The sequence below is a fragment of the Variovorax sp. OK605 genome, from assembly GCF_900115445.1.
GTDB lineage: Bacteria > Pseudomonadota > Gammaproteobacteria > Burkholderiales > Burkholderiaceae_C > Variovorax.
In genome coordinates this window covers 699444-718885 of record NZ_FOWL01000001.1, presented here as the reverse complement: position 1 = coordinate 718885, position 19442 = coordinate 699444, and the positions used below count along the sequence as shown (strand labels likewise).

Sequence of the window (19442 nt, the reverse complement as noted above, 5' to 3'; positions counted from 1 at the left end):
CCCCATGAGCTGGCTCGACCAATCGATCATGCACACCCGCGGCATCGGCCGCGAACGCAGCACCGTCACGCACGAACTCACCGAGGCGAAGCAGGGCACCTTTCACTTCACCATCGGGCCGTACTCCAGCGCCGTGATGACCGTGAAGCCCGGCGACCGCATCGTCGTGGAAACGCGCGACGCCTTCAACGGCAAGGTGAAGACCGAGCAAGACCTGCCCTCCAAGGTGCTCACCATGCCCTTCGTCAACCCGCAAAACGGCCCGGTCATGGTCGAAGGCGCGGAGCCTGGCGACACGCTGGCGGTGCACATCGAATCGATGGCACCGCGCGGGCCCAACCCGCGCGGCACCTGCTGCATGATTCCGGAGTTCGGCGCGCTCAGCGGCACCGCCTTTACCGCGCTGCTGAACGAGCCGCTGCCCGAGCGCGTGCGCAAGATCGACGTGGACGAGCAGGGCGTGTACTGGAGCAAGCGCGTCACGCTGCCCTACAAGCCGCACATCGGCACGCTGAGCACCTCGCCGGAAATCGACTCCATCAACAGCCTCACGCCCGACCAGCACGGCGGCAACATGGACCTGCCCGACATGGGGCCGGGCAGCATCACCTACCTGCCGGTGCGCACGCCGGGCGCGCGGCTGTTCATTGGCGACGCGCATGCCTGCCAGGGCGACGGCGAGGTGTGCGGCACGGCGGTGGAGTACCCGAGCCTCACGACCATTCGCGTCGACCTCATCAAGGGCTGGAAGCTCGAATGGCCGCGGCTGGAGACGGCCGAGATGATCATGGCCATCGGCAGTGCCCGGCCGCTCGAGGACGCCACCCGCATCGCCTACAAGGAACTGGTGCTCTGGATGGAGGCCGAATACGGCTACGACCGCTGGGATGCCTACATGATGCTGAGCCAGTGCGGCAAGGTGCGCCTGGGCAACTTTGTCGACCCGAAGTACACGGTGGGGGCGGGCATTTCAAAGACCTATCTCGCGCCCTGACAAGGCCTCAGATGGTTTTTTGACATGGCTCTGACATGGCCGGCGAGGCTTCGCGCAACAGCAAAAGATGCCGGCCAGCCGCCGATAATCGGGGCATGACCGAACTCTCACGCTTGGCGGAACTGCGCCGCGTGGCCATCCTCGACACGAGCGAAGAGGCCGCCTACGACGAAATCACCCGGCTGGCGGCGCAGATGTGCGGCACCCCCATCGCGCTCATTTCGTTGATCGACGAGCGGCGCCAGTGGTTCAAGTCGCGCGTGGGGCTCAAGGCGACCGAAACGCCCCGGGAGCATGCGTTCTGCGCGCATGCCATCCAGATGCCCGGCCAGGTGATGGTCGTGGCCGACGCATTGGCGGACGACCGGTTCAGGGCGAACCCGCTGGTCACCGGCGACCCGAGCATCCGCTTCTACGCGGGCGCGCCGCTGGTGATGAGCAACGGCGAGGCACTGGGCACGGTGTGCGTGATCGACACGCAGCCGCGCACGGTCAGCGCGGAAGACCTGGAGCAACTGCGCTTCCTCGCGCAGCAGGTGGTGACCATGCTCGAGGAACGCGGGCACGAGAGCCCTTCCCAGGCTTAGATCGCGCCGTCGAACATCATCACGTCGACCTCGTCGCCCGGCGCGACGCTGCCTTGGGCGTGGTGCAGCACCACGAGGCCATTGGCCTCGACCATCGAACTCAGCACGCCCGAACCCTGATTGCCGTTCACGGTCACTTCAGGCAAGGCGCCCGTCACGGGCTTGACAAAGCCGCGCTGGTACTCGGTGCGGCCCGGCTTCTTGCGGATCGGCCCCGTGCTGCGCGCGCGCAGCAGCGGCGGCGGTGCGCAAGCCGCCTCGTGGCAGCCCATCATGCGCAGCAGCGCGGGGCGCACGAAGGCCAGGAAGGTCACCATCACCGCCACCGGATTGCCCGGCAGGCCGAACAGCACGGCCGGCTGGAGCGGTGTCGGCGCGCCGGCTTCGCGCGGGATCAGCCCGACCGCCAGCGGGCGGCCGGGGCGCATCGCCACGCGCCAGAACGCCATGTCGCCCAGCTGCTGCATCACGTCGCGTGTGTGGTCCGCCGCACCCGCGCTGACGCCGCCGCTGGTGACGATGGCGTCGGCCTCGCGCGCGGCGCGTTGCAGCGCGGCGGCCAGGCTGGCGGGGTCGTCGCGCACCAGGCCGAGGTCGATCACTTCGCAGCCGAGCTTCGTGAGCAGGCCGAACACGGTGTAGCGGTTGCTGTCGTACACGGCGCCTTCGCGCGGCGTCTCGCCCAGGCTCAGGATCTCGTCGCCGGTCGAGAAGTACGCCACCCGCAGGCGCCGCAGCGCGGGCACGCTCGGCAGGCCCAGGCTCGCGACCATGCCGAGTGCGGCCGGCGACAACCGCTCGCCGCGGCGCAGCGCGGGCTGGCCCTGCATGAGGTCTTCGCCGGCCAGGCGGCGGTTGTCGCCGCGGCGCAGCACGCGCGCCGGAAAGCTCACGCGGTCGCCGTCGACCTTGCAGAACTCCTGCGCAATCACCGTGTCCAGGCCGGCCGGCATCATCGCGCCGGTCATGATGCGCACCGCGTCGCCGGCGCCCAGCGCACCGCGCCAGGCCGCACCGGCGAGCGCCGTGCCGGCCACGCGCAGGGTCACCGGCGCGTCGATGGGCGCGTCGGCCGGCAGCACGGCACCGTCGAAGGCATAGCCGTCCATGGCCGAGTTGTCGTGCGGCGGCACGCTGATGGGCGAGACGATGTCCTCGGCCAGCACGCGGCCGAGCGCGTCGAACAGCGCAACGCTTTCGCGCTGCGTGACCACGGCGCCCGCCGCCAGTCGCGCGAGAAAGGCGTGGACGGCCTCGACGCTCAGGTCGGCGTCGTTGTAGCCCGGGAGGGCAGCTGCGATGTCTGCAATGCGGCTCATGGGCTCATCGGTTCTCGAGGGCGTGCAGTTCGGCAAGGGTGTTGGCGTTGAAGAAGGCGTCGGGTGCGTCGCCGGGGCGGTCGAAGGGCACGAGCACCCTGCGGTGCTGCGCGGTCCACGCCTGCACCTTGCGCCCACCGGCTTCGGTGTAGCGGCGCAGGCTCTCGCGCAGATCGGCGCGCAGCAGGCAGAAGACGGGTTGGGGGCGCAGCGCCACGGCGCCGTCGAGGGCTTCGGGCGCGCTGGCGATGGCGATCTCTGCGTCGCCGGCAGCAGCGGCTTCGGCGAGCCGGGTGGCCAGGTCGAGCGGGAACAGCGGCGTGTCGCACGGCACGGTCAGCAGCCAGGGCGTGGTGCAGTGCGCGAGGCCGCTCAGGAACCCCGCGAGCGGGCCCGGGTAGTCGGCCAGGCTGTCGGGCCACACCGGCGCGCCGAGCGCCTCGTAGTCGCCCAGGTTGCGGTTGGCGTTGACCATCAGCGTGCCGACCTGCGGCCCCAGCCGGCGCACCGCGTGCAGCGCCAGCGGTTCGCCGTTGAAAGGCTGCAGCCCCTTGTCGACGCCGCCCATGCGCGAGCCGCGGCCGCCGGCCAGCAGCAGTCCCGTGATGTCGGCAGGCGCGATGGCGTGCGCGGGCATGGCGGCCGCCTGCGTCATCCGCCGATGTAGCTCATCTCGACGCGGCGCGGCGCCTTGTCGCTGCCATTGCCTTGGGCGCTACCGCTGCCGTCATCTGGGCCCTGCAGGGCGCGCAGTTCGGAGTAGCGGTCGGCGCGGCCCTGCCAGATGTGGCCGATGGCCGAGGCGATGTCGTCGTCGCTCGCGGCGCCGCGCAGCAGCGGGCGCAGGTCGTGGCCCGCGGTGGCGAAGAGGCACAGGTACAGCTTGCCTTCGGTCGACAGGCGCGCGCGGCTGCAGTCGTGGCAGAAGGCCTGGGTCACGCTGCTGATGACGCCGATCTCGCCGCCGCCGTCCGCATATGCCCAGCGCTGCGCGGTCTCGCCGGGCGTGGCGGCTTCGAGCGGCACCAGCGGAAATTCGGCATGGATGCGCGCGATGACGTCGGCCGACGGCAGCACCTCGTCCATGCGCCAGCCGTTGGTGGCGCCCACGTCCATGTATTCGATGAAGCGCAGCACCACCTTGGCGCCGTGGTGCGCGCGGAAATAGCGCGCCATCGGCAGGATCTCCTGCTCGTTGGTGCCGCGCTTGACCACCATGTTGACCTTGATGGGCCCGAGGCCCGCGGCCAGCGCCGCGTCGATGCCGGCCAGCACGTCGGCCACCGGAAAGTCGACGTCGTTCATGTGGCGGAACACGGCGTCGTCGAGGCTGTCGAGGCTCACCGTCACGCGCTGCAGCCCGGCGGCCTTCAGTGCGGCGGCCTTGCGCGCGAGCAGTGAACCGTTGGTGGTGAGCGTGAGCGCCAGCGCTTCGCCGCCGGGCGTGCGGATCTCGGCGAGCTGTTCGATCAGCCCCTCGATGTTCTTGCGCAGCAGCGGCTCGCCGCCGGTCAGGCGGATCTTGCGCACGCCGTGACCCGCGAACAGGCGGGCCAGCCGCGTCATTTCCTCGAAGCTCAGCAGCGCGCTGTGCGGCAGGTACTTGTAGTCCTTGTCGAACACGTCCTTCGGCATGCAGTAGCTGCAGCGGAAGTTGCAGCGGTCGGTCACGCTGATGCGCAGGTCGGTCAGGGGCCGGCCCAGCCGGTCGTGCAGCACGCCGGTGGCGGGCACGGCCGTCTCCGGCACGGCGACGGCGGGACGCGCGTGGCCGACTGCGGAGATCGGGATGACAGTGCTGCTGCTGTTCTTCATGGCTTCACGGGGAGGCGCCGATTTTGCGCCATCCCCCATGGACCCACTGGCCGCAGGCTACTTCAGCACCGCCGCATAGACCATGTTGCGCGCGAGGCTGCGGTAGTGGGTGCGGTACTTGGGCGACTGCAGCATGAGCACCACGAACATCTCGTTCTTCGGGTCGACCCACATGTAGGTGCCACCCGCGCCGCCCCAGTTGTATTCGCCACCGGCCGCCGGGTAGGGCGCCTCGCCGTCGTTGCGCCGCACCGCGAAGCCCAGGCCGAAGCCGTAGCCCGGGCCCGGCAGGTACAACGGGCCGGGCACGATGCCGGCGCCCGCGTTGGCGTGGTCGGAGGTCATCAGCGCCAGGGTGCGCGGGCCCAGGTAGCGCTTGCCGTCGAGCGTGCCGCCGTTGAGCAGCATCTGCAGGAAGCGCGCGTAGTCGTTCGCGGTCGACACCAGCCCGCCGCCGCCCGACTCGTAGTTGCGCACGGTGCGCGGGTCGTTGAAGTCGGCCCCCACGCCGAAGCTGCGGTCGCTGGGCAGCGGCTCGGCAATGCGGGGCTGGCGCGCCGGCTCGGGCACGTAGTAGCTGGTGTCCTTCATGCCCAGCGGGTCGAGCAGGCGGGTCTTCTCGAACTGGTAGAGCGACTGGCCCGAGGCCACCTCGATCACGCGCCCCAGGATGTCGGTCGACTGGCTGTACTCCCAGGTCGTGCCGGGCTGGTAGGCCAGCGGCAGCCTGGCCAGCCGCTGGGAGAACTCGGCCAGCGTCGGGTCGCCGGCGCCCAGGTTGGCGGCGTTGTAGGCCTGCTTCACGAGGCCGGGACCGAAGAAGCCGTAGGTCAGGCCCGAGGTGTGGCGCATCAGGTCCTGCACGGTGATGGGGCGGCGCGCGGGCACGGTGTCGAGCACCGGCTTGCCGTCGGCGCCGGGCTTCTCGACGCCCACCGTCATGCTGGCGAACTCGGGCAGGTAGGCGGCGACGGGGTCGTCCAGCTTCAGGCGGCCGTCTTCGACCAGCATCATCGCGGCGACCGTGGTGATGGGCTTGCTCATCGAGTAGATGCGGAAGATGCCGTCGCGCGGCATCGGCGCGCCGCTGGCGGGGTCGAGCTTGCCGACCGGCTCGAACCACGCCACCTTGCCCTGGCGCGCCACCAGCAGCACCGCGCCGGGGATCTTGCCGGCGGCCACGTCGGCCTTGAGCACGTCGGTGAGCATCTGCAGCCGCTCGCTCGACAGGCCGACCTGCTCGGGCCGGGCCGTGGGCAGCGGCTGCGCCGCCGCCAGCAGGGGAAGCTGGGCAAGGGTAAGGCCAAGGGAAAGGGCCAGCCCGAAGCCCCGCACGGCCGCGCTCAGGTTGCGCTTGAGCAATCTCATGGTCTTGTCTCCGTCTTGTGGTGAATGGAAAACCGGGCAGGGCGGTCTTGGCGCCGCCTGTATCTCGAGTCCCTGGCGAGCCTTGGCGGCCCCTGGGCTATCCGCGGCAGAGCTTCAGGTTCGTGCGGGTGGCGCGCACCACGGGCAGGAAGATCTCGGCGTCGGCCGGCGGGTAGTTTTCCTTCACGCCGTCGTCGCTCAGGGCGGCGTCTTCGGCCAGCGGCTGCAGCGTCTTCAGGCAGGCGGCGCGGTCGTCGAGCTTGTACTGCGTGAGCGCAAGGTCGTTGCGGATCCAGCCCTGGGTGATCCAGTCGAGCGTGGCGTCGCAGTCCGACAGCACGGGCGCCAGCGTGGTGCGGGCGGCGGCGTAGTTCTTGGCGTCGTACTGGCGCTTGAAGGTCTTGCGCGCGCCGGCCACGGCCTTGTCGGTGCAGCCCGGGGCAGGGCGCGTGTAGGTGCCCTCGAACATGGCGCGCGCGCCGCAGCTGTCGCGGCACTGGTCGGCGCCATTGGTCGTGACCTTCACCTTGTCGGCATCGACCGAGAAGTTCACCACGCAGGTGGTGTCGTCGATCCTGGCCTTGCCGCGCACGATGGCGCCGTCGAGCGCGCAGGTGTGGGCGTTGGCGCCGATGGTGGTGATGTCGAAGTGCCCGTCGGCCTTGACGCGCAACTGGCCGCTGCCGCGCTCGTAGATGTAGTCGCCGGCGGGTGGGGTGGCGCTCTGGGCGGCGGCGATGCCGGCGCCGAGGGCCAGGGAGAGGGCGAGGGCGAGGGCAAAGCTCGGGGCAAGGGGAAGGATGCGCTTGAAACTCATCGTTGGAATCTCCCGGAAGGCTACCCAGGGCAGTGTATCGAGCGTTGCCAAACGCGTCCTGGTACTGGCCGGTTTGCGCCATCGTTGGCTGCGATGTCTTGACGTGGACAATGAGAATTCCTATCATTTGGGTGCCTGAGTACGCAACACGTCGACAACGCAAAGGGCTCTTCCAACCAAGGAGCTTTTCGACCGTGCCGTACACCCTGCCAGCCCTGCCTTATGCCTTCGACGCGCTCGAGCCTCACATCGACGCGCAGACGATGGAAATCCACCATGGCAAGCACCACCAGGCCTATGTGAACAACCTCAATGCCGCGTTGAAAGACACGCCGCACGGGGAAACGCCGGTGGAACAACTGATCGCCGGCGTCGAGCAGTTGCCCGACGCCCTGCGCGCGCCGGTGCGCAACAACGGCGGCGGCCACGCCAACCACAGCCTGTTCTGGCAGGTGATGGCGCCGGTCGGCCAGGGCGGCGGCGGTGCCCCCGCGGGCGCGCTGGCCAAGGCCATCGACACCGACCTGGGCGGCCTCGATGCCTTCAAGGACGCCTTCACCAAGGCCGCGCTCACGCGCTTCGGCAGCGGCTGGGCCTGGCTGTCGGTTGGCGCCGGCGGCAAGCTCGCCGTGGAAAGCAGCGGCAACCAGGACAGCCCGCTCATGAAGGGCGTCGGCTCCGGCAACACGCCCATCCTGGGGCTGGACGTGTGGGAGCACGCCTATTACCTCCAGTACCAGAACCGCCGCCCGGAATACATCGCGGCCTTCTACAACGTGGTGAACTGGGCCGAAGTGGCCCGGCGCTACGCCGCCGCAACCGGCGGCTGAGGAGCAGCCCCATGAACGATCCGCGGCAGGTCACGGTGGCAGGTGAGCGGCCCAGGCCTGCGCGCTGGATGCGTTCGACGCGCGAACGCCTCGGCTTCGCGATCGTCGCGGCGGGCGTGCTCGTGCTGGCCGCGCAGTTCTGGCAGTTCGTGCGCGCCGACCCGCTGGTGTGGAGCGCCTTGCTCGGCGGCTCGGTGGCCGCGCTGGCCACAGCGCTCGGCACCTTGCCAGTGCTGTTCTCGCAGAAGCTGCCCGACCGCGTGCAGGACACGCTGTTCGGCTTCGGCGCCGGCGTGATGCTGGCGGCCAGCGCCTTCTCGCTGATCATTCCGGGGCTGGAAGCGGCCAGGCACGTGGGCGTGTTCGGCGGCGGCAGCTGGGCCGCGGGCGGCGTGATCGGCTCGGCCATCCTGCTGGGCGCCGCCGTGCTGATGCTGATGGACCGCGTGCTGCCGCACGAGCACTTCATCAAGGGCCGCGAAGGGCAGACGGCCAGGCAGTTGCGCCGCACCTGGCTCTTCGTGTTCGCGATTGCGCTGCACAACGTGCCCGAGGGCCTGGCGATCGGCGTGGGCTACGCGGCCAACAACGGGCTGCGCGCGGACGCGCTGGCCACGGGTATCGCCATCCAGGACGTGCCCGAAGGCCTGGTGGTCGCGGTGGCGCTGCTGGCCGCCGGCTACAGCCGCCTGTTCGCGGTGCTGATCGGCATGGCGTCAGGGCTGGTGGAGCCGCTGGGCGCCGTGCTGGGCGCGGCCGTGGTCGGCCATTCGGCGATGCTGCTGCCCTGGGGGCTGGGCTTTGCGGCGGGGGCGATGCTGTTCGTGATCAGCCACGAGATCATTCCCGAATCGCACCGCAAGGGGCACGAAGCCTTTGCCACCAGCGGGCTGATGATCGGCTTCGTGCTGATGATGCTGCTGGACACCGCGCTGGGCTGAGGCAGCCCGGCGCAGGCCGAAGAGCTTCAGGGCCTCGCAGGCCTCAGCCGTGCTTGACGGCGACGGTCTTCAGCGTCGTGAAGCCGTACAGCGCCTCGAAACCCTTCTCGCGCCCGTAGCCCGAGGACTTCACGCCGCCGAAGGGCAGCTCGACGCCGCCGCCCGCGCCGTAGTTGTTGATGAACACCTGGCCACTCTTCACGCGCTTGGCCATGCGGAACTGGCGCGCGCCGTCGGTGGTCCACACGCCGGCCACCAGGCCGAACTGCGTGGCGTTGGCGAGCGCCACGGCCTCTTCCTCGTCGGTGAACGACATGGCGGCCAGCACCGGGCCGAACACTTCTTCCTGCGCCAGCCGGTGGCCCACCGGCACGTCGCGCAGCAGCGTGGGCGCCTGGTAGAAGCCGGTCTCGGGCGCTTCGTCGACCACGATGCCCTGCGCCACCATCGGGATGCCGGCATGCTGCGCGTCGCTCAGGAAGTCCCACACGCGCTGCTGCTGCGTCTGGCGGATCAGCGGGCCCACGTCGAGGTCCATCGCGGCGGGGCCGACGCGCAGGGCTTCGAAGGCATGGCCCAGGCGCTCGAGCAGGGGCTCGTAGATGTCGCGCTGGACCAGCAGGCGCGAGCCGGCCGAGCAGGTCTGGCCGGCGTTCTGCACGATGGCGTTGATCACCACCGGAATCACCGCGTCCAGGTCGGCGTCCGCAAAGACGATCTGCGGGCTCTTGCCACCCAGCTCCAGCGTGACCGGGCAATGGCGCTCGGCCGCCACCTGCTGGATCAGCGTGCCGATCTTCGGGCTGCCGGTGAAGCTGATGTGGTCGATGCCCTCGTGCCGCGCCAGCGCGTCGCCCACCTCGTGGCCGTAGCCCGTCACGATGTTGAGCGCGCCGGCCGGAAAGCCGACCTCGGCCGCCAGCTGCGCCACGCGGATCAGCGAGAGGCAGGCATCTTCGGCCGGCTTCACCACGCACACGTTGCCCGCCGCCAGGGCGCCGCCCACGCTGCGCCCGAAGATCTGCATCGGGTAGTTCCAGGGAATGACGTGGCCGGTGACGCCGTGCGGCTCGCGCCAGGTGAACACGCTGTAGCCGTCCTGGTAGGGGATGGTCTCGCCATGCAGCTTGTCGCAGGCGCCGGCGTAGAACTCGAAGTAGCGCACCAGCGCCACCGCGTCGGCGCGGGCCTGCTTGACGGGCTTGCCGCAGTCGCGCTGCTCGATCAGCGCGAGCTCGTCGACATGCTCGGCGATCTTCTGCGAGAGCTTGTAGAGCAGGCGGCCGCGGTCGGCGGCGCTGACCTTGTGCCACACGCCTTCGAAGCAGTCGCGCGCGGCGCGCACGGCCGAGTCGATGTCGGCGGCGTTGCTGCGCTGGATTTCGTCGAAGACCTGGCCGTCGGAGGGGTCGATGACCGGCAGGGTGCGGCCGGAAGAGGACGGAACGTCCGCGTTGGCGATGTAGTTGAGCTGCATGGGGTCGGATTTTGCGCGAAGCGCGCGAAATCCGTGGCCGGGCGGGCCGCTGTCCCTCGAGTCCCGGGCTTCGGCTTACTTCGCCGCGGTCGCCTTCGGCAGCGCCCGCACCGCATTCAGCGTGCGCTCCACGTGCTTGTCCGGATTCAGGTTCTGGTAGTAGTACGCGACCTTGCCGTCCGGCGCGATCACGTAAGACAGGCGGTTGGCGAAGTCGGGCCGCGTCTGCATCACCGCGTCGAAGCCCTGGATCACCGACTTGCCTTCGTCCGACGCCACCGGGAACCGGCTCTGGCACGACTTGACCGAGAACTTCGACAGGGTGTCGATGTCGTCCGCCGAGACGCCGATCACCGTGGCGCCGAGCGCGGCGAACTTGTCGATGGCCTCGGCGAAGGCATGGGCTTCGATCGAGCAGTCATTGGAGTCGGCGGCCGGAAAGAAGTACAACACCACCGGCCCCTTGGCGAGCGCGTCGGCCAGCGAGTAGCGGAAGGTCTTGCCGCCCAGCGCGGCATTGGCGGTGAACTTGGGCGCGGGGTCGCCGATGTCCAGGGCAGCCCAGGCGGCGTGGGTCGAGGCTGCAAGAACCGTCATCAGGGCGATGCGAGAAAAAAGCGAACGGACCATGATGTAACTCCTGAGCGGGATGGGCAGAATTCTAGGCCTGCGCACCCGCGGGACGGCCCCCTGAAACCGGCACCGGCCGGCTGGCGTACTGAATACAACAACTGAAAAACCACGCAATGGACGCACCATCATGAACGCCTGGCTTTCCCTTCTGCGCATCGCGCTGGCGGGCGCGCTGCTCGCGGCGCTCGGCGCCTGCGGCTCGCTGCCGCCGGCGCGGGAGCGGCCCGCGGAATTCTCCGCCGCCGTCGATCCCACCACCACGCTCGCCAAGATCGCCACCGCCTCCACGCCGCCCGACGAGCACTCGGGCTTCCGGCTCATGCCGCTGGGCGTGTACTCGCTGGACGCGCGCATCCAGCTGGCCCAGCGGGCCCAGCGCACGCTGGAGGTGCAGTACTACCAGCTCGAGAACGACGCTGTCGGCCGGCTGCTGCTGCGCACGCTGCGCGAAGCCGCCCACCGCGGCGTGAAGGTGCGCGTGCTGGTGGACGACCTGTACACCGTGAAGAGCCAGCAACTGCTGCTGGCGCTGTCCGAAACGCCCAATGTGGACGTGCGCCTGTTCAACCCGTTCTGCTGCGGGCGCAACGGCTTCCTGTCGCGCTTCGCGGCGTCGCCCTGGGAGATTGGGCGCCTGAACCACCGCATGCACAACAAGCTCTTCATTGCCGACGGCGTGATGGCGGTGGTGGGCGGGCGCAACATCGCCGACGAATATTTCGTGCTGAGCGAGGCGCAGAACTTCATCGACATGGACGCGCTGGTGGTCGGCAAGGTGGTGCCGCAGCTCGAGAACATCTTCGACGCCTACTGGAACAGCGTGCAGGTCTGGCCGATTGCCGACATCGTGACGGGCGAGGGCGGGCGCAAGCCCGGCGGCGCCGACTTCGACAACTGGGTGGGCATGGCCGCGCCGCCGCCCAAGATCGTGCTGCCGCCGTCCGACATCCTGGGCTACGGCCCGATCGCCGAAGAGCTCGACGCCGGGCGCATGGGCCTGCTGTGGGGCGAGGCCCGCGCCATCGCCGATCCGCCCACCAAGCCCGCCACCATGACGGCCGACGAGGCCATCGCCACCAGCGTGACGATGAAGGTCTGGGGCCTGCTGATGGACGCCAAGACCGAGGTCGACCTGACTTCGCCGTACCTGGTGCCGGGCGAGCGCGGCATGGCCGCCTTCGAGGACCTGGCCAAGCGCAAGGTCAAGCTCACGCTGCTGACCAACTCGCTGGCGGCCAACGACGAGCCGCTGGTGCACACCGGCTACGCGCGCTACCGCCAGCGGCTGCTGGAAAGCGGCGCCGACCTGTACGAGCTGAGCCCGCAGCGCACCAGCGCGGGCGAGCGCTTCGGCATGTTCGGCAAGTCGCTCGGCCGGCTGCATGCCAAGACGGCGGCGATCGACAAGACGCGCATCTTCATCGGCTCGATGAACCTCGACCCGCGCTCGGCGAGCCAGAACACCGAGATGGGCGTGGTGGTCGACAGCCCGCAGCTGGCGCGCGAGATGCTGCGCATCATCAACATCAGCAAGCTGCAGAACTCCTACCGGCTGCGGCTGGCCAAGGACACCGGCACGCTGCAGTGGCTCACCAACGACGGCGAGAAGGAAATGATCCTGACCTCGGAGCCGGAGTCGGGATTCTTCCAGCGCTTCTACAACATGCTCATTGCGCCGATCGTTCCCGAGATGCTGTTGTAGCCTCGGGGGATGGCGCAGACTTTCACCTCGTTGTCCGCCCCCCAGGTCATGCTGTGGGGCGTGCTTTTTTTTGGCGGTATCTACCTTGGTTTCGGCGGCCTCACGTGGCTGCTGACCAAGCGCGTGCTGCCGGCACTGGGCATCGGGCGCGTGCTCGACCCGCGGCCGCTTCAGCCGGGCCAGCTGCGGCGCGAACTGGGGCAGTCGGGCGTGTCGGTGCTGATCTTCGGGCTGGGCATGGTGTTTCCGTGGGGCTTGCTGCAGCTGGGCTGGGCGCGGCTCGACGGCGAAGCGGGCTGGCGGCAGGTCGCGCTTGAAATTCTCGTGCTCGCGGTCTGGAACGACGTGCATTTCTGGGTCAACCACCGCCTGTTGCACACGCGCTGGCTGCGGCGCTTTCACGGGCCGCACCACCGCTCGTTCGTGACCACGCCCTGGGCCACCTACAGCTTCCACCCGATCGAGGCGCTGATGCTGGGCAACGTGATCCTGCTGCCGATGGTGGTGCACGACTTCAGCTTCTGGGCGCTGGCGGCGGTGCCGGTGTTCAGCCTGTTCTTCAATTGCGTCGGGCATTCGAACTACGACTTCTTCACGGGCGTGTCGTACAGCCACTGGTTCGCGGCGAGCCGGCGGCACCACCTGCACCACGCCGTGCACAACGGGAACTACGGCTTCCAGTTCACGTTCATGGACCGGCTGTTCCGCACCCGCATCGCGGCCGACGCCGCCGAGCCGCTTTTCCAGGCCTTTCGCAAGAAGCATGGCGCCACGACCACCGCCTGACGCACGACCTCGCTGGCCGAGGCTGCGCCACTGGCGGGACTGGCAGAGCCTGGCCTATCTCGCGGCGCTGCCCGCGCTGGCGGCGTGGCAGTGGGTGCACGGCTTCCATGCCGTGCTCTATGCGCTGATGCTGTTCCTCACGCTGGGCGTGGGCGTGATCCACCACAACCACGTGCACCTGCGCATGTGGCGCGGGCGGCGCATGAACCGGCTGACCGACTCGTGGATCACGCTGCTGCAGGGCCACCCGACCTTCGTGTTCTGGCCCGCGCACGTGGCCAACCACCATCGCCACCGGCATGGCCCGAAGGACGTGGCGCGCACCTACCGTTTCGGCGGCGACACCAACCACCTGCGGGGCTACCTGCTGCACCCGTTCCAGGCGGTGTGGGTGCTGATGCCGGTGTTCTTCGCGTGGCTCGGGCGGCTCAGGCGGCACCGGCGCGGCGCGTGGCGCTACTGCATCGCGCAGTACGTGCTGTGGCTGGGCAGCTGGGCGGTGCTGCTGGCGCTCGACTGGCGCAAGGCGCTGGTCTTCGTGATCGTGCCGCAGCTGCACGGCCTGCACTGGCTGCTGGCGACCAACTACCTGCAGCACGCGCACGCCGATGGCCGAAAGACGCGGCCCGCGGCCTCCTCGAAGGAGGCGCCCGGCGATACCCCAGGTACCCGGCTGAACTACGCCCGCAATTTCGAGGGGCTGGTGAACCCCTTGCTGTTCAACATCGGCCTGCACACCGCACACCACGAGAACCCGCATGCCCATTGGTCCGAGCTCACCCGCCTGCACGACACGCGCTACCGCGCGCAGGTGGACCCGGTGCTCAACGAGGGCGGGCTGGTGCCGTACATGGTGCGCGTGTTCGTGCTGGGGCCCGTGTGGCCGCGTTTTCGCAGCCGCCCGCTGATGCCTCCCGATTCATCCATCACCTGAACCCATGCCCGTTTCATTCCAACGCGTCTACCTCGAAAGCGCCGGCTATTTCATGCCGGGCGAGCCCGTTCCCAACGACCGCATGGACGCGTACATCGCGCCGCTCAACCGCATGTCGGAGCGCATCAAGCGGCGCATCCTGGCGGAGAACGGCATCCTCACGCGGCACTACGCCATCGACGCGGAAGGCGTGACGCAGCACACCAACGCCCAGCTTGCGGCCGGCGCCATTCGCGACTGCCTGCGGCGCGGCGGGGCGGAGCTGTCGCGCGTGTCGCTGCTGGCCAGCGGCTCGTCGGGCGGCGACACGCTGATGCCGGGTTTCGCCAACATGATCCAGGGCGAACTGGCCGCGCAGCCGATGGAAACGCACTCGGTGCACGGCATCTGCGCGGCGGGCGTGTCGGCGATCCAGACGGCGGCGCAGGGCATCGAACTGGGCGCGCACCGCTCGGCCATGGCGGTGGCCAGCGAGATGCCGTCGCGCCTGTTCAAGCGCTCGCGCTTCGCGGCGCGCGGCTACGAGACCGACTTCGACTCGCACTTCCTGCGCTGGATGCTGTCCGATGGCGCGGGCGCCTTGCTGCTGTCCGACGGCACGCCCGCACTGGCCGGCGTGCCGGGGCTGCGCCTGAAGCTGAAGTGGGTGCACCAGCGCGCCTTCTCGGGCGACTACCCGGTCTGCATGCAGCTGGGCCTGACCGAAGACCGCGCGCGCGGGCACCTCGACTTCGGCTCGTGGGCCGAGGCGGAAGCGGCGGGCGCCTTGTCGCTGCGGCAGGACATTCGCCTGCTGCCGCACCTGTTCGACATCGGCATCCACGAGTACGCGGGTCTCGTGCGCGACGGCTGGGTCGATCCGAAGCGGGTCGATCACTTCCTGTGCCACTACTCGTCGGAAAAATTCATCCCGGTGGTCGAGGACCTGATGGCCAAGGCCGACCTGTCGATTCCGCGCGAACGCTGGTGGAGCAACCTGGCCTGGCGCGGCAACACCGGGGCGGCGTCGATCCTGGTGATGCTGGCCGAGTTTCTGCACACGAAGACGCTGAAGCCCGGCGAGCAGATCTTCTGTTACGTGCCGGAGTCGGGGCGCTTCATGGCCGCGTACATGCTGCTCGAGGTGGAGGCGGTGGAACCGGTGGGGGCCGCGCCCGTGGCGGTTGCGCCCCGCGCCGCGGCAGTGCCCGACGACGACCTGGTCATCGCGCCCCCGCACGACCCGGCCGCCGCGCCCGAAGGCCTGGGCGCCTTGCTCACCGAGCTGGCAGCCATCTGGCACGACTACCGCTCGCGCGTCTGGCGCACGCCGCTGGTGCGCCAGATCCGCGAGCGCCGCTTCGCCGTGCCCGACTACCTGAACTGGATGGCGCAATGGGTGCCGCAGGTGCGTGAAGGCAGCCTGTGGATGCGCGAAGGCGCGGCCTCGCTGAGCGAGCCGTACCAGATGCTGGCCTCGCTGATCGGCGTGCATGCGGGCGAGGAACAGAACGACTTCAATATCCTCTTCAGCGACTACCGCAAGGCGGGCGGCACGGTCGAGCGCATCGAAGACCTGCGCCGCAACCCCGGCGGCGAAGCGCTCAACGCCTACCTGCACGGGCTGGCGGCCACGCGCGACCCGATCGGGCTGCTGGGCGCGATCTACATCATCGAGGGCACGGGCCAGCGCATCGTGCCGGCGCTGCTGCCGCTGCTGAAGGCCAGCCTGAAGCTGCCGCCCGACGCCTTCCGCTTCCTCGAGTACCACGGCCACAACGACGAACATCACCTGAGCCGCTGGCTCACGGCGGTCGAGATGGTGATGGCCGTGGAAGGGCAGGCACGTGCCGCGCGCCAGATTGCCGACACCGCGCGCCACACGGCCGCGCTGTACCTGATGCAGTTCCAGCACATCACCGAAAACCGCACCGAACGAGTCTCCGAATGAATCACCGAGCACAGGCCCCATGGACCGAACCCCTGATTTCCTGACCCAGGCGCACGACGAGCGCGACCCCAGCCCCTGGCTGGCGCTGTACCTCGACCAGAGCACGCCGCTGCCCGACAACGTGAAGTCGGCGTGGCTGGCCGACTCGAGCTCGGGCTCGCGGCAGTACCTGCTGCCGTTCCTGCGGCCGCTGGCGCGGCTGACGATCATCCTGATCCAGATCGTGAAAGTGTTTGTTCCGCGCAACTGGTCGCATTCGATGCTGCTGCACCGGTTTTTGGCGTGGGGGCTCAAGCGCTTCGTGTCGCCGGAGGCCAACTGGCTGATCCTGCGGCACTTCCACCTGGGCTCGCAGGTGCTGGCCTTCATCGGGCGGAACTCGCCGGCGCCGGTGGCCACGAACCCGCTGGAACCGGCCGACATCGACGCGCTGAAGGACGAGATGTTCCTCAAGCACGACCTGAACCTGTTCAATTTCGTGATCCGCCTGAACACGGCCCTGCGCGACAAGGGCCTGACGCTGTGCAAGGCCGAGAACGTCGATTTCTCGATGATCAAGGAGCCCGGGCTGCGGCTGGAGGACATGCCCCAGGGCAGGCTCAACTTCCTCGACCTGCAAAGCGCCATCGAGCTGTTCACGCCGCTCTACCAGCTGATGCTCACGGACAACGATTTCTGGCGGGCGGCGAATTCCTTGCAACTGGACGAAACCATCGGCATCTACACGGCAACCCTGCTGGACGCGCCGGAACACCTCATTCTGGTCAACAACAAGCACCCGCTGGTGCCGCTGTCGACCCTGCGGGCCGGGCACCGGCTGGTGATCCACGGTTTGTCGACCGAAATGCTCCACAGCCTGCTCCAGCGGATGCAGGCGGCGCAGCGCGCGGGGGAGTCGGAGACATCCCTGTACGAGCAGCCACTTGCATAGGCGTATGCTGCCCCCAGATGGAAAATCATGAACACCACCGATAATCCGTCTCCCAAGACCGATCTGGCAGTGACCCACGTGCTGGCGCAACTGCTGGAAAAGCTCGAGCACAGCCCGGTGCCCGTCGGCGCAGAGCAATACCGCTCCGTCGTCGAGCACCTTGTGCACGAGTTCGAAGATGTCGAACAAGGCGCCGAACTCGGCCGCCTGCTCGATGCCTATCCGGCCGCGGCCGAGGTTTATGAGAACCTCAACTACCAGCACGCCGGGCTTTGCCGCTCGGCGCTCGACGCTTCCCTGGCTGCTGAAGTCAGCGCCCGGGAAGCCATTGCACGCGCCATGCGCCGTGCCGAACCGAACAGCAAGGACAAGATGCATGGCGAAGGGTGAAGTGAAAACGGCGGTGGTGGCGGACGGCCTGCGTTACAAGTCCAAGGCGCCGGGTTCGCCGTTCCGCGCTTCGGCGTCTTTCAGCGGCGCGACCATGTCGTGCTTCATGTGCGGCAAGCACCGCGTGCGCTCGCAGCTGCGCACCCGCCAGGTGCTGGGCAAGTCCCAGACCGTTTGCGCGCCTTCGTGCAAGGCGCTCGACGAATCCCTGGAATAGGGGCCAGAATCGGGCGGCCGACAGGGTACCCTGTTAGCACGCCCGCGAGACGTTTTGGCGACATTCCCACGTGCATAAGTCACGGATTGGCTTCCACATCGGCCCCAATCGCTATACAGTTGGAAACAAATGATGCAGCTAATTGCATTTATTCCTAAGTTCTAATTTGTAGTCGATTTCCAATGAATTGCAGCCACGCCATCGACGCCCCGGGCGGGACCACATGGAATTCAATGCTTGCAAAGGGTTTGAGCCATGGCTAAACCGCGCGCCGTCATCATGCAGGTGGTCAAGCGCTCCTCGGGCAGCGCGACCCACCATGTCGAGTTCCTGATGGACGACAACTTCGCCGAGCGCCTGCGTCAGCTGCGTTCGCTGGTGCCGCCCCTGGGAAGCCTCAACCGGCAACGCGACCTGGTGATCGACAAGGTCCGCGTGCGCCTGCCCAACGCCATCTGGCGCTCGGGCAACGAGATCGACATGGACGGGGGCGTGGACGGCTCCTGCATCGTCATCGCGGCCGAAGGCTCGTTCAACTGCGGTGGCAAGGACCGCAAGACGCGCGAGAAGCTCGTGACGTACAACTTCTCGATCGCCCGCCTGCTCGAACTGCACGCCGAACGCTCGGAAGGCGAGACCTTCTACATCCGCGACGGTGTGTTCGCCAACGACGAACCGGCCGAGTCGCCGGCCGGCCGCTGGGTCATCTCTATGCACGAGCTCGAAACCGTGATGCGCGTGCCCGATGCACCCTCCGATTTCGACACGCTGCATGACCTCACGCTGCGCCCCGAGCACCAGCAGATCGCCACCGGCGTGCCGCAGCGCTCCAGCTACAACTGATTCGGCTTCAAGCAGCGGTAGGGGTAGCCGCGGCCTCCGAGGCTGCGGCGCCAGCGCCTACCGGCGTGTACTGCGCGCGGTTGTCCGCCAGCCAACGCTCCGACAGGCTGCTGTCCTGCTGCGCCGGATGGAAGTCCGCGCGCAGGTAGCTGCGCCAGCCGGCCAGGTTGCCGCGCAGCAGCCCGTCGCGGCTCAGCAGGATGCGCGCGGCGCTCTTCCAGGTCGACCACTTCCACAGCTGCTTCTCGTGGCGCAGGTTGTCGATGGTCTGGCGCATCAGGTCGCCGAGAAACATCATCGTCACGCGGCGGAACCAGCGGTTGCGCCATTCGTCGGAGCCGCCTGCGGCCTTGTAGACGTCGAAGGCCACGCTCTTGTGCTCCAGCTCTTCGGCGCTGTGCCACAGCCACATGGTGCGCAGGCGGGGCTCGGCGCCGTCGAGGATCTGCGGGTGCGCCAGCAGCCACTCGGCGAACATCGCCGTGAAGTGCTCGGTGGCCGCCGTCACCGCCAAGGCATGGCGCGGATCGGCTTGCTCCATCAGGGTCAAGCGCTTGCTGGCGCGCGCGGTCCAGCCGTCGACCAGGCCCTGGCTCTCGAGGTGGTTGTTGAACAGCGAATGGATGCGCCGGTGCGTCGCTTCCTGCCCGATGAAGCCGCGCACGTCGGCGCGGTGCTTGTCCTGCGCCTCGGGCGGCAGCGTGGCCACGGCGTCGCGCACCGCGTCGATGAAGAACTGCTCGCCGAAGGGAAAACTCATCGACAGGGCGTTGAAAAAGGCGCTCGAGAAGGCGTCGCCGCCACACCAGTTGCGGGCGAAGGGCGACTGCAGGTCGATCAGGAGACGGCGGACGACGAGTTCGGTCATGGGGAGCGGGCCTCGGGAAAACACGGCATGCGTGGAGTGGAAAACCGGCGCAACGTTGGT

Annotated in this window: 20 protein-coding genes; 12 read left to right on the top strand and 8 right to left on the bottom strand. The window is 68.6% G+C overall.

Annotated elements, in window-relative coordinates:
- The first annotated feature begins 4 nt into the window (after positions 1-4).
- Positions 5-994 carry an acetamidase/formamidase family protein gene (locus tag BM013_RS03360; protein ID WP_093122742.1) on the top strand — a complete coding sequence of 330 codons (990 nt, stop codon included), beginning with the start codon at positions 5-7 and terminating at the stop codon, positions 992-994.
- Between the two features lie 95 nt (positions 995-1089).
- A complete protein-coding gene (locus tag BM013_RS03355) occupies positions 1090-1581 on the top strand; it encodes a GAF domain-containing protein (protein ID WP_093122739.1) in 492 nt (163 codons plus the stop codon).
- Here BM013_RS03355 and glp read toward each other — a convergent pair.
- The 5 genes from glp to BM013_RS03330 all read right to left on the bottom strand — a co-directional run bounded on the left by glp (position 1578) and on the right by BM013_RS03330 (position 6900).
- Complete coding sequence (glp, locus tag BM013_RS03350) at positions 1578-2900, bottom strand: molybdopterin molybdotransferase MoeA (RefSeq protein ID WP_093122736.1); 1323 nt, start codon at positions 2898-2900, stop codon at positions 1578-1580. The genes BM013_RS03355 and glp overlap by 4 nt on opposite strands.
- A 4-nt stretch (positions 2901-2904) precedes the next feature.
- Positions 2905-3555 carry a molybdenum cofactor guanylyltransferase MobA gene (mobA, locus tag BM013_RS03345; RefSeq protein ID WP_093122733.1) on the bottom strand — a complete coding sequence of 217 codons (651 nt, stop codon included), beginning with the start codon at positions 3553-3555 and terminating at the stop codon, positions 2905-2907.
- The gene (gene moaA, locus BM013_RS03340; RefSeq protein WP_093122731.1) at positions 3552-4715 is read right to left on the bottom strand and encodes a GTP 3',8-cyclase MoaA; all 1164 of its coding nucleotides are present in this window, start codon (positions 4713-4715) and stop codon (positions 3552-3554) included. Before moaA ends, mobA begins: the two co-directional genes overlap by 4 nt.
- A 57-nt stretch (positions 4716-4772) precedes the next feature.
- Positions 4773-6083: a serine hydrolase domain-containing protein gene (locus BM013_RS03335; RefSeq protein ID WP_093122728.1), complete on the bottom strand. Its 1311-nt coding sequence runs from the start codon at positions 6081-6083 to the stop codon at positions 4773-4775.
- Positions 6084-6180: 97 nt separating this feature from the next.
- Complete coding sequence (locus BM013_RS03330; RefSeq protein ID WP_177225411.1) at positions 6181-6900, bottom strand: hypothetical protein; 720 nt, start codon at positions 6898-6900, stop codon at positions 6181-6183.
- 194 nt (positions 6901-7094) lie between these two features.
- Here BM013_RS03330 and BM013_RS03325 point away from each other — a divergent pair, with 194 nt between their 5' ends.
- Positions 7095-7730, top strand: coding sequence for a superoxide dismutase (locus BM013_RS03325; RefSeq protein ID WP_218153629.1), 636 nt, complete (start codon positions 7095-7097; stop codon positions 7728-7730).
- Positions 7731-7798: 68 nt separating this feature from the next.
- A complete protein-coding gene (locus BM013_RS03320) occupies positions 7799-8671 on the top strand; it encodes a ZIP family metal transporter (protein ID WP_093123358.1) in 873 nt (290 codons plus the stop codon).
- Between the two features lie 43 nt (positions 8672-8714).
- Here the strand turns inward: BM013_RS03320 and BM013_RS03315 are convergent, their stop codons facing one another.
- Positions 8715-10148: an aldehyde dehydrogenase family protein gene (locus BM013_RS03315; RefSeq protein WP_093122723.1), complete on the bottom strand. Its 1434-nt coding sequence runs from the start codon at positions 10146-10148 to the stop codon at positions 8715-8717.
- Between the two features lie 75 nt (positions 10149-10223).
- Entirely contained in the window at positions 10224-10778 is a 555-nt protein-coding gene (locus BM013_RS03310; RefSeq protein WP_093122721.1) for a peroxiredoxin, read from the bottom strand.
- A gap of 130 nt (positions 10779-10908) precedes the next feature.
- Here BM013_RS03310 and BM013_RS03305 point away from each other — a divergent pair, with 130 nt between their 5' ends.
- The 8 genes from BM013_RS03305 (at position 10909) to BM013_RS03270 (ending at position 18514) form a co-directional block, all read left to right on the top strand.
- Positions 10909-12483 carry a phospholipase D family protein gene (locus BM013_RS03305; RefSeq protein ID WP_093122718.1) on the top strand — a complete coding sequence of 525 codons (1575 nt, stop codon included), beginning with the start codon at positions 10909-10911 and terminating at the stop codon, positions 12481-12483.
- Between the two features lie 9 nt (positions 12484-12492).
- Positions 12493-13269 carry a sterol desaturase family protein gene (locus BM013_RS03300; RefSeq protein ID WP_093122715.1) on the top strand — a complete coding sequence of 259 codons (777 nt, stop codon included), beginning with the start codon at positions 12493-12495 and terminating at the stop codon, positions 13267-13269.
- Positions 13247-14203, top strand: a complete 957-nt coding sequence (locus BM013_RS03295; protein ID WP_093122712.1) for a fatty acid desaturase — start codon at positions 13247-13249, stop codon at positions 14201-14203. The genes BM013_RS03300 and BM013_RS03295 overlap by 23 nt, the downstream gene beginning before the upstream one ends.
- A gap of 4 nt (positions 14204-14207) precedes the next feature.
- Positions 14208-16133 (top strand): StlD/DarB family beta-ketosynthase, encoded by a 1926-nt coding sequence (locus BM013_RS03290; protein WP_093122709.1) that lies wholly within the window; start codon positions 14208-14210, stop codon positions 16131-16133.
- A gap of 19 nt (positions 16134-16152) precedes the next feature.
- Positions 16153-17064 carry a DUF6999 family protein gene (locus BM013_RS03285; protein WP_093122706.1) on the top strand — a complete coding sequence of 304 codons (912 nt, stop codon included), beginning with the start codon at positions 16153-16155 and terminating at the stop codon, positions 17062-17064.
- A gap of 27 nt (positions 17065-17091) precedes the next feature.
- Positions 17092-17454 carry a hypothetical protein gene (locus BM013_RS03280; RefSeq protein ID WP_093122705.1) on the top strand — a complete coding sequence of 121 codons (363 nt, stop codon included), beginning with the start codon at positions 17092-17094 and terminating at the stop codon, positions 17452-17454.
- Positions 17441-17671, top strand: coding sequence for a hypothetical protein (locus BM013_RS03275; protein ID WP_093122703.1), 231 nt, complete (start codon positions 17441-17443; stop codon positions 17669-17671). Before BM013_RS03280 ends, BM013_RS03275 begins: the two co-directional genes overlap by 14 nt.
- A 255-nt stretch (positions 17672-17926) precedes the next feature.
- The gene (locus BM013_RS03270; RefSeq protein ID WP_093122701.1) at positions 17927-18514 is read left to right on the top strand and encodes a hypothetical protein; all 588 of its coding nucleotides are present in this window, start codon (positions 17927-17929) and stop codon (positions 18512-18514) included.
- A 7-nt stretch (positions 18515-18521) separates the two neighbouring features.
- Here the strand turns inward: BM013_RS03270 and BM013_RS03265 are convergent, their stop codons facing one another.
- On the bottom strand, positions 18522-19382 hold the full coding sequence (locus BM013_RS03265) for a metal-dependent hydrolase (protein ID WP_093122699.1): 861 nt from the start codon (positions 19380-19382) through the stop codon (positions 18522-18524).
- Positions 19383-19442 lie beyond the last annotated feature (60 nt).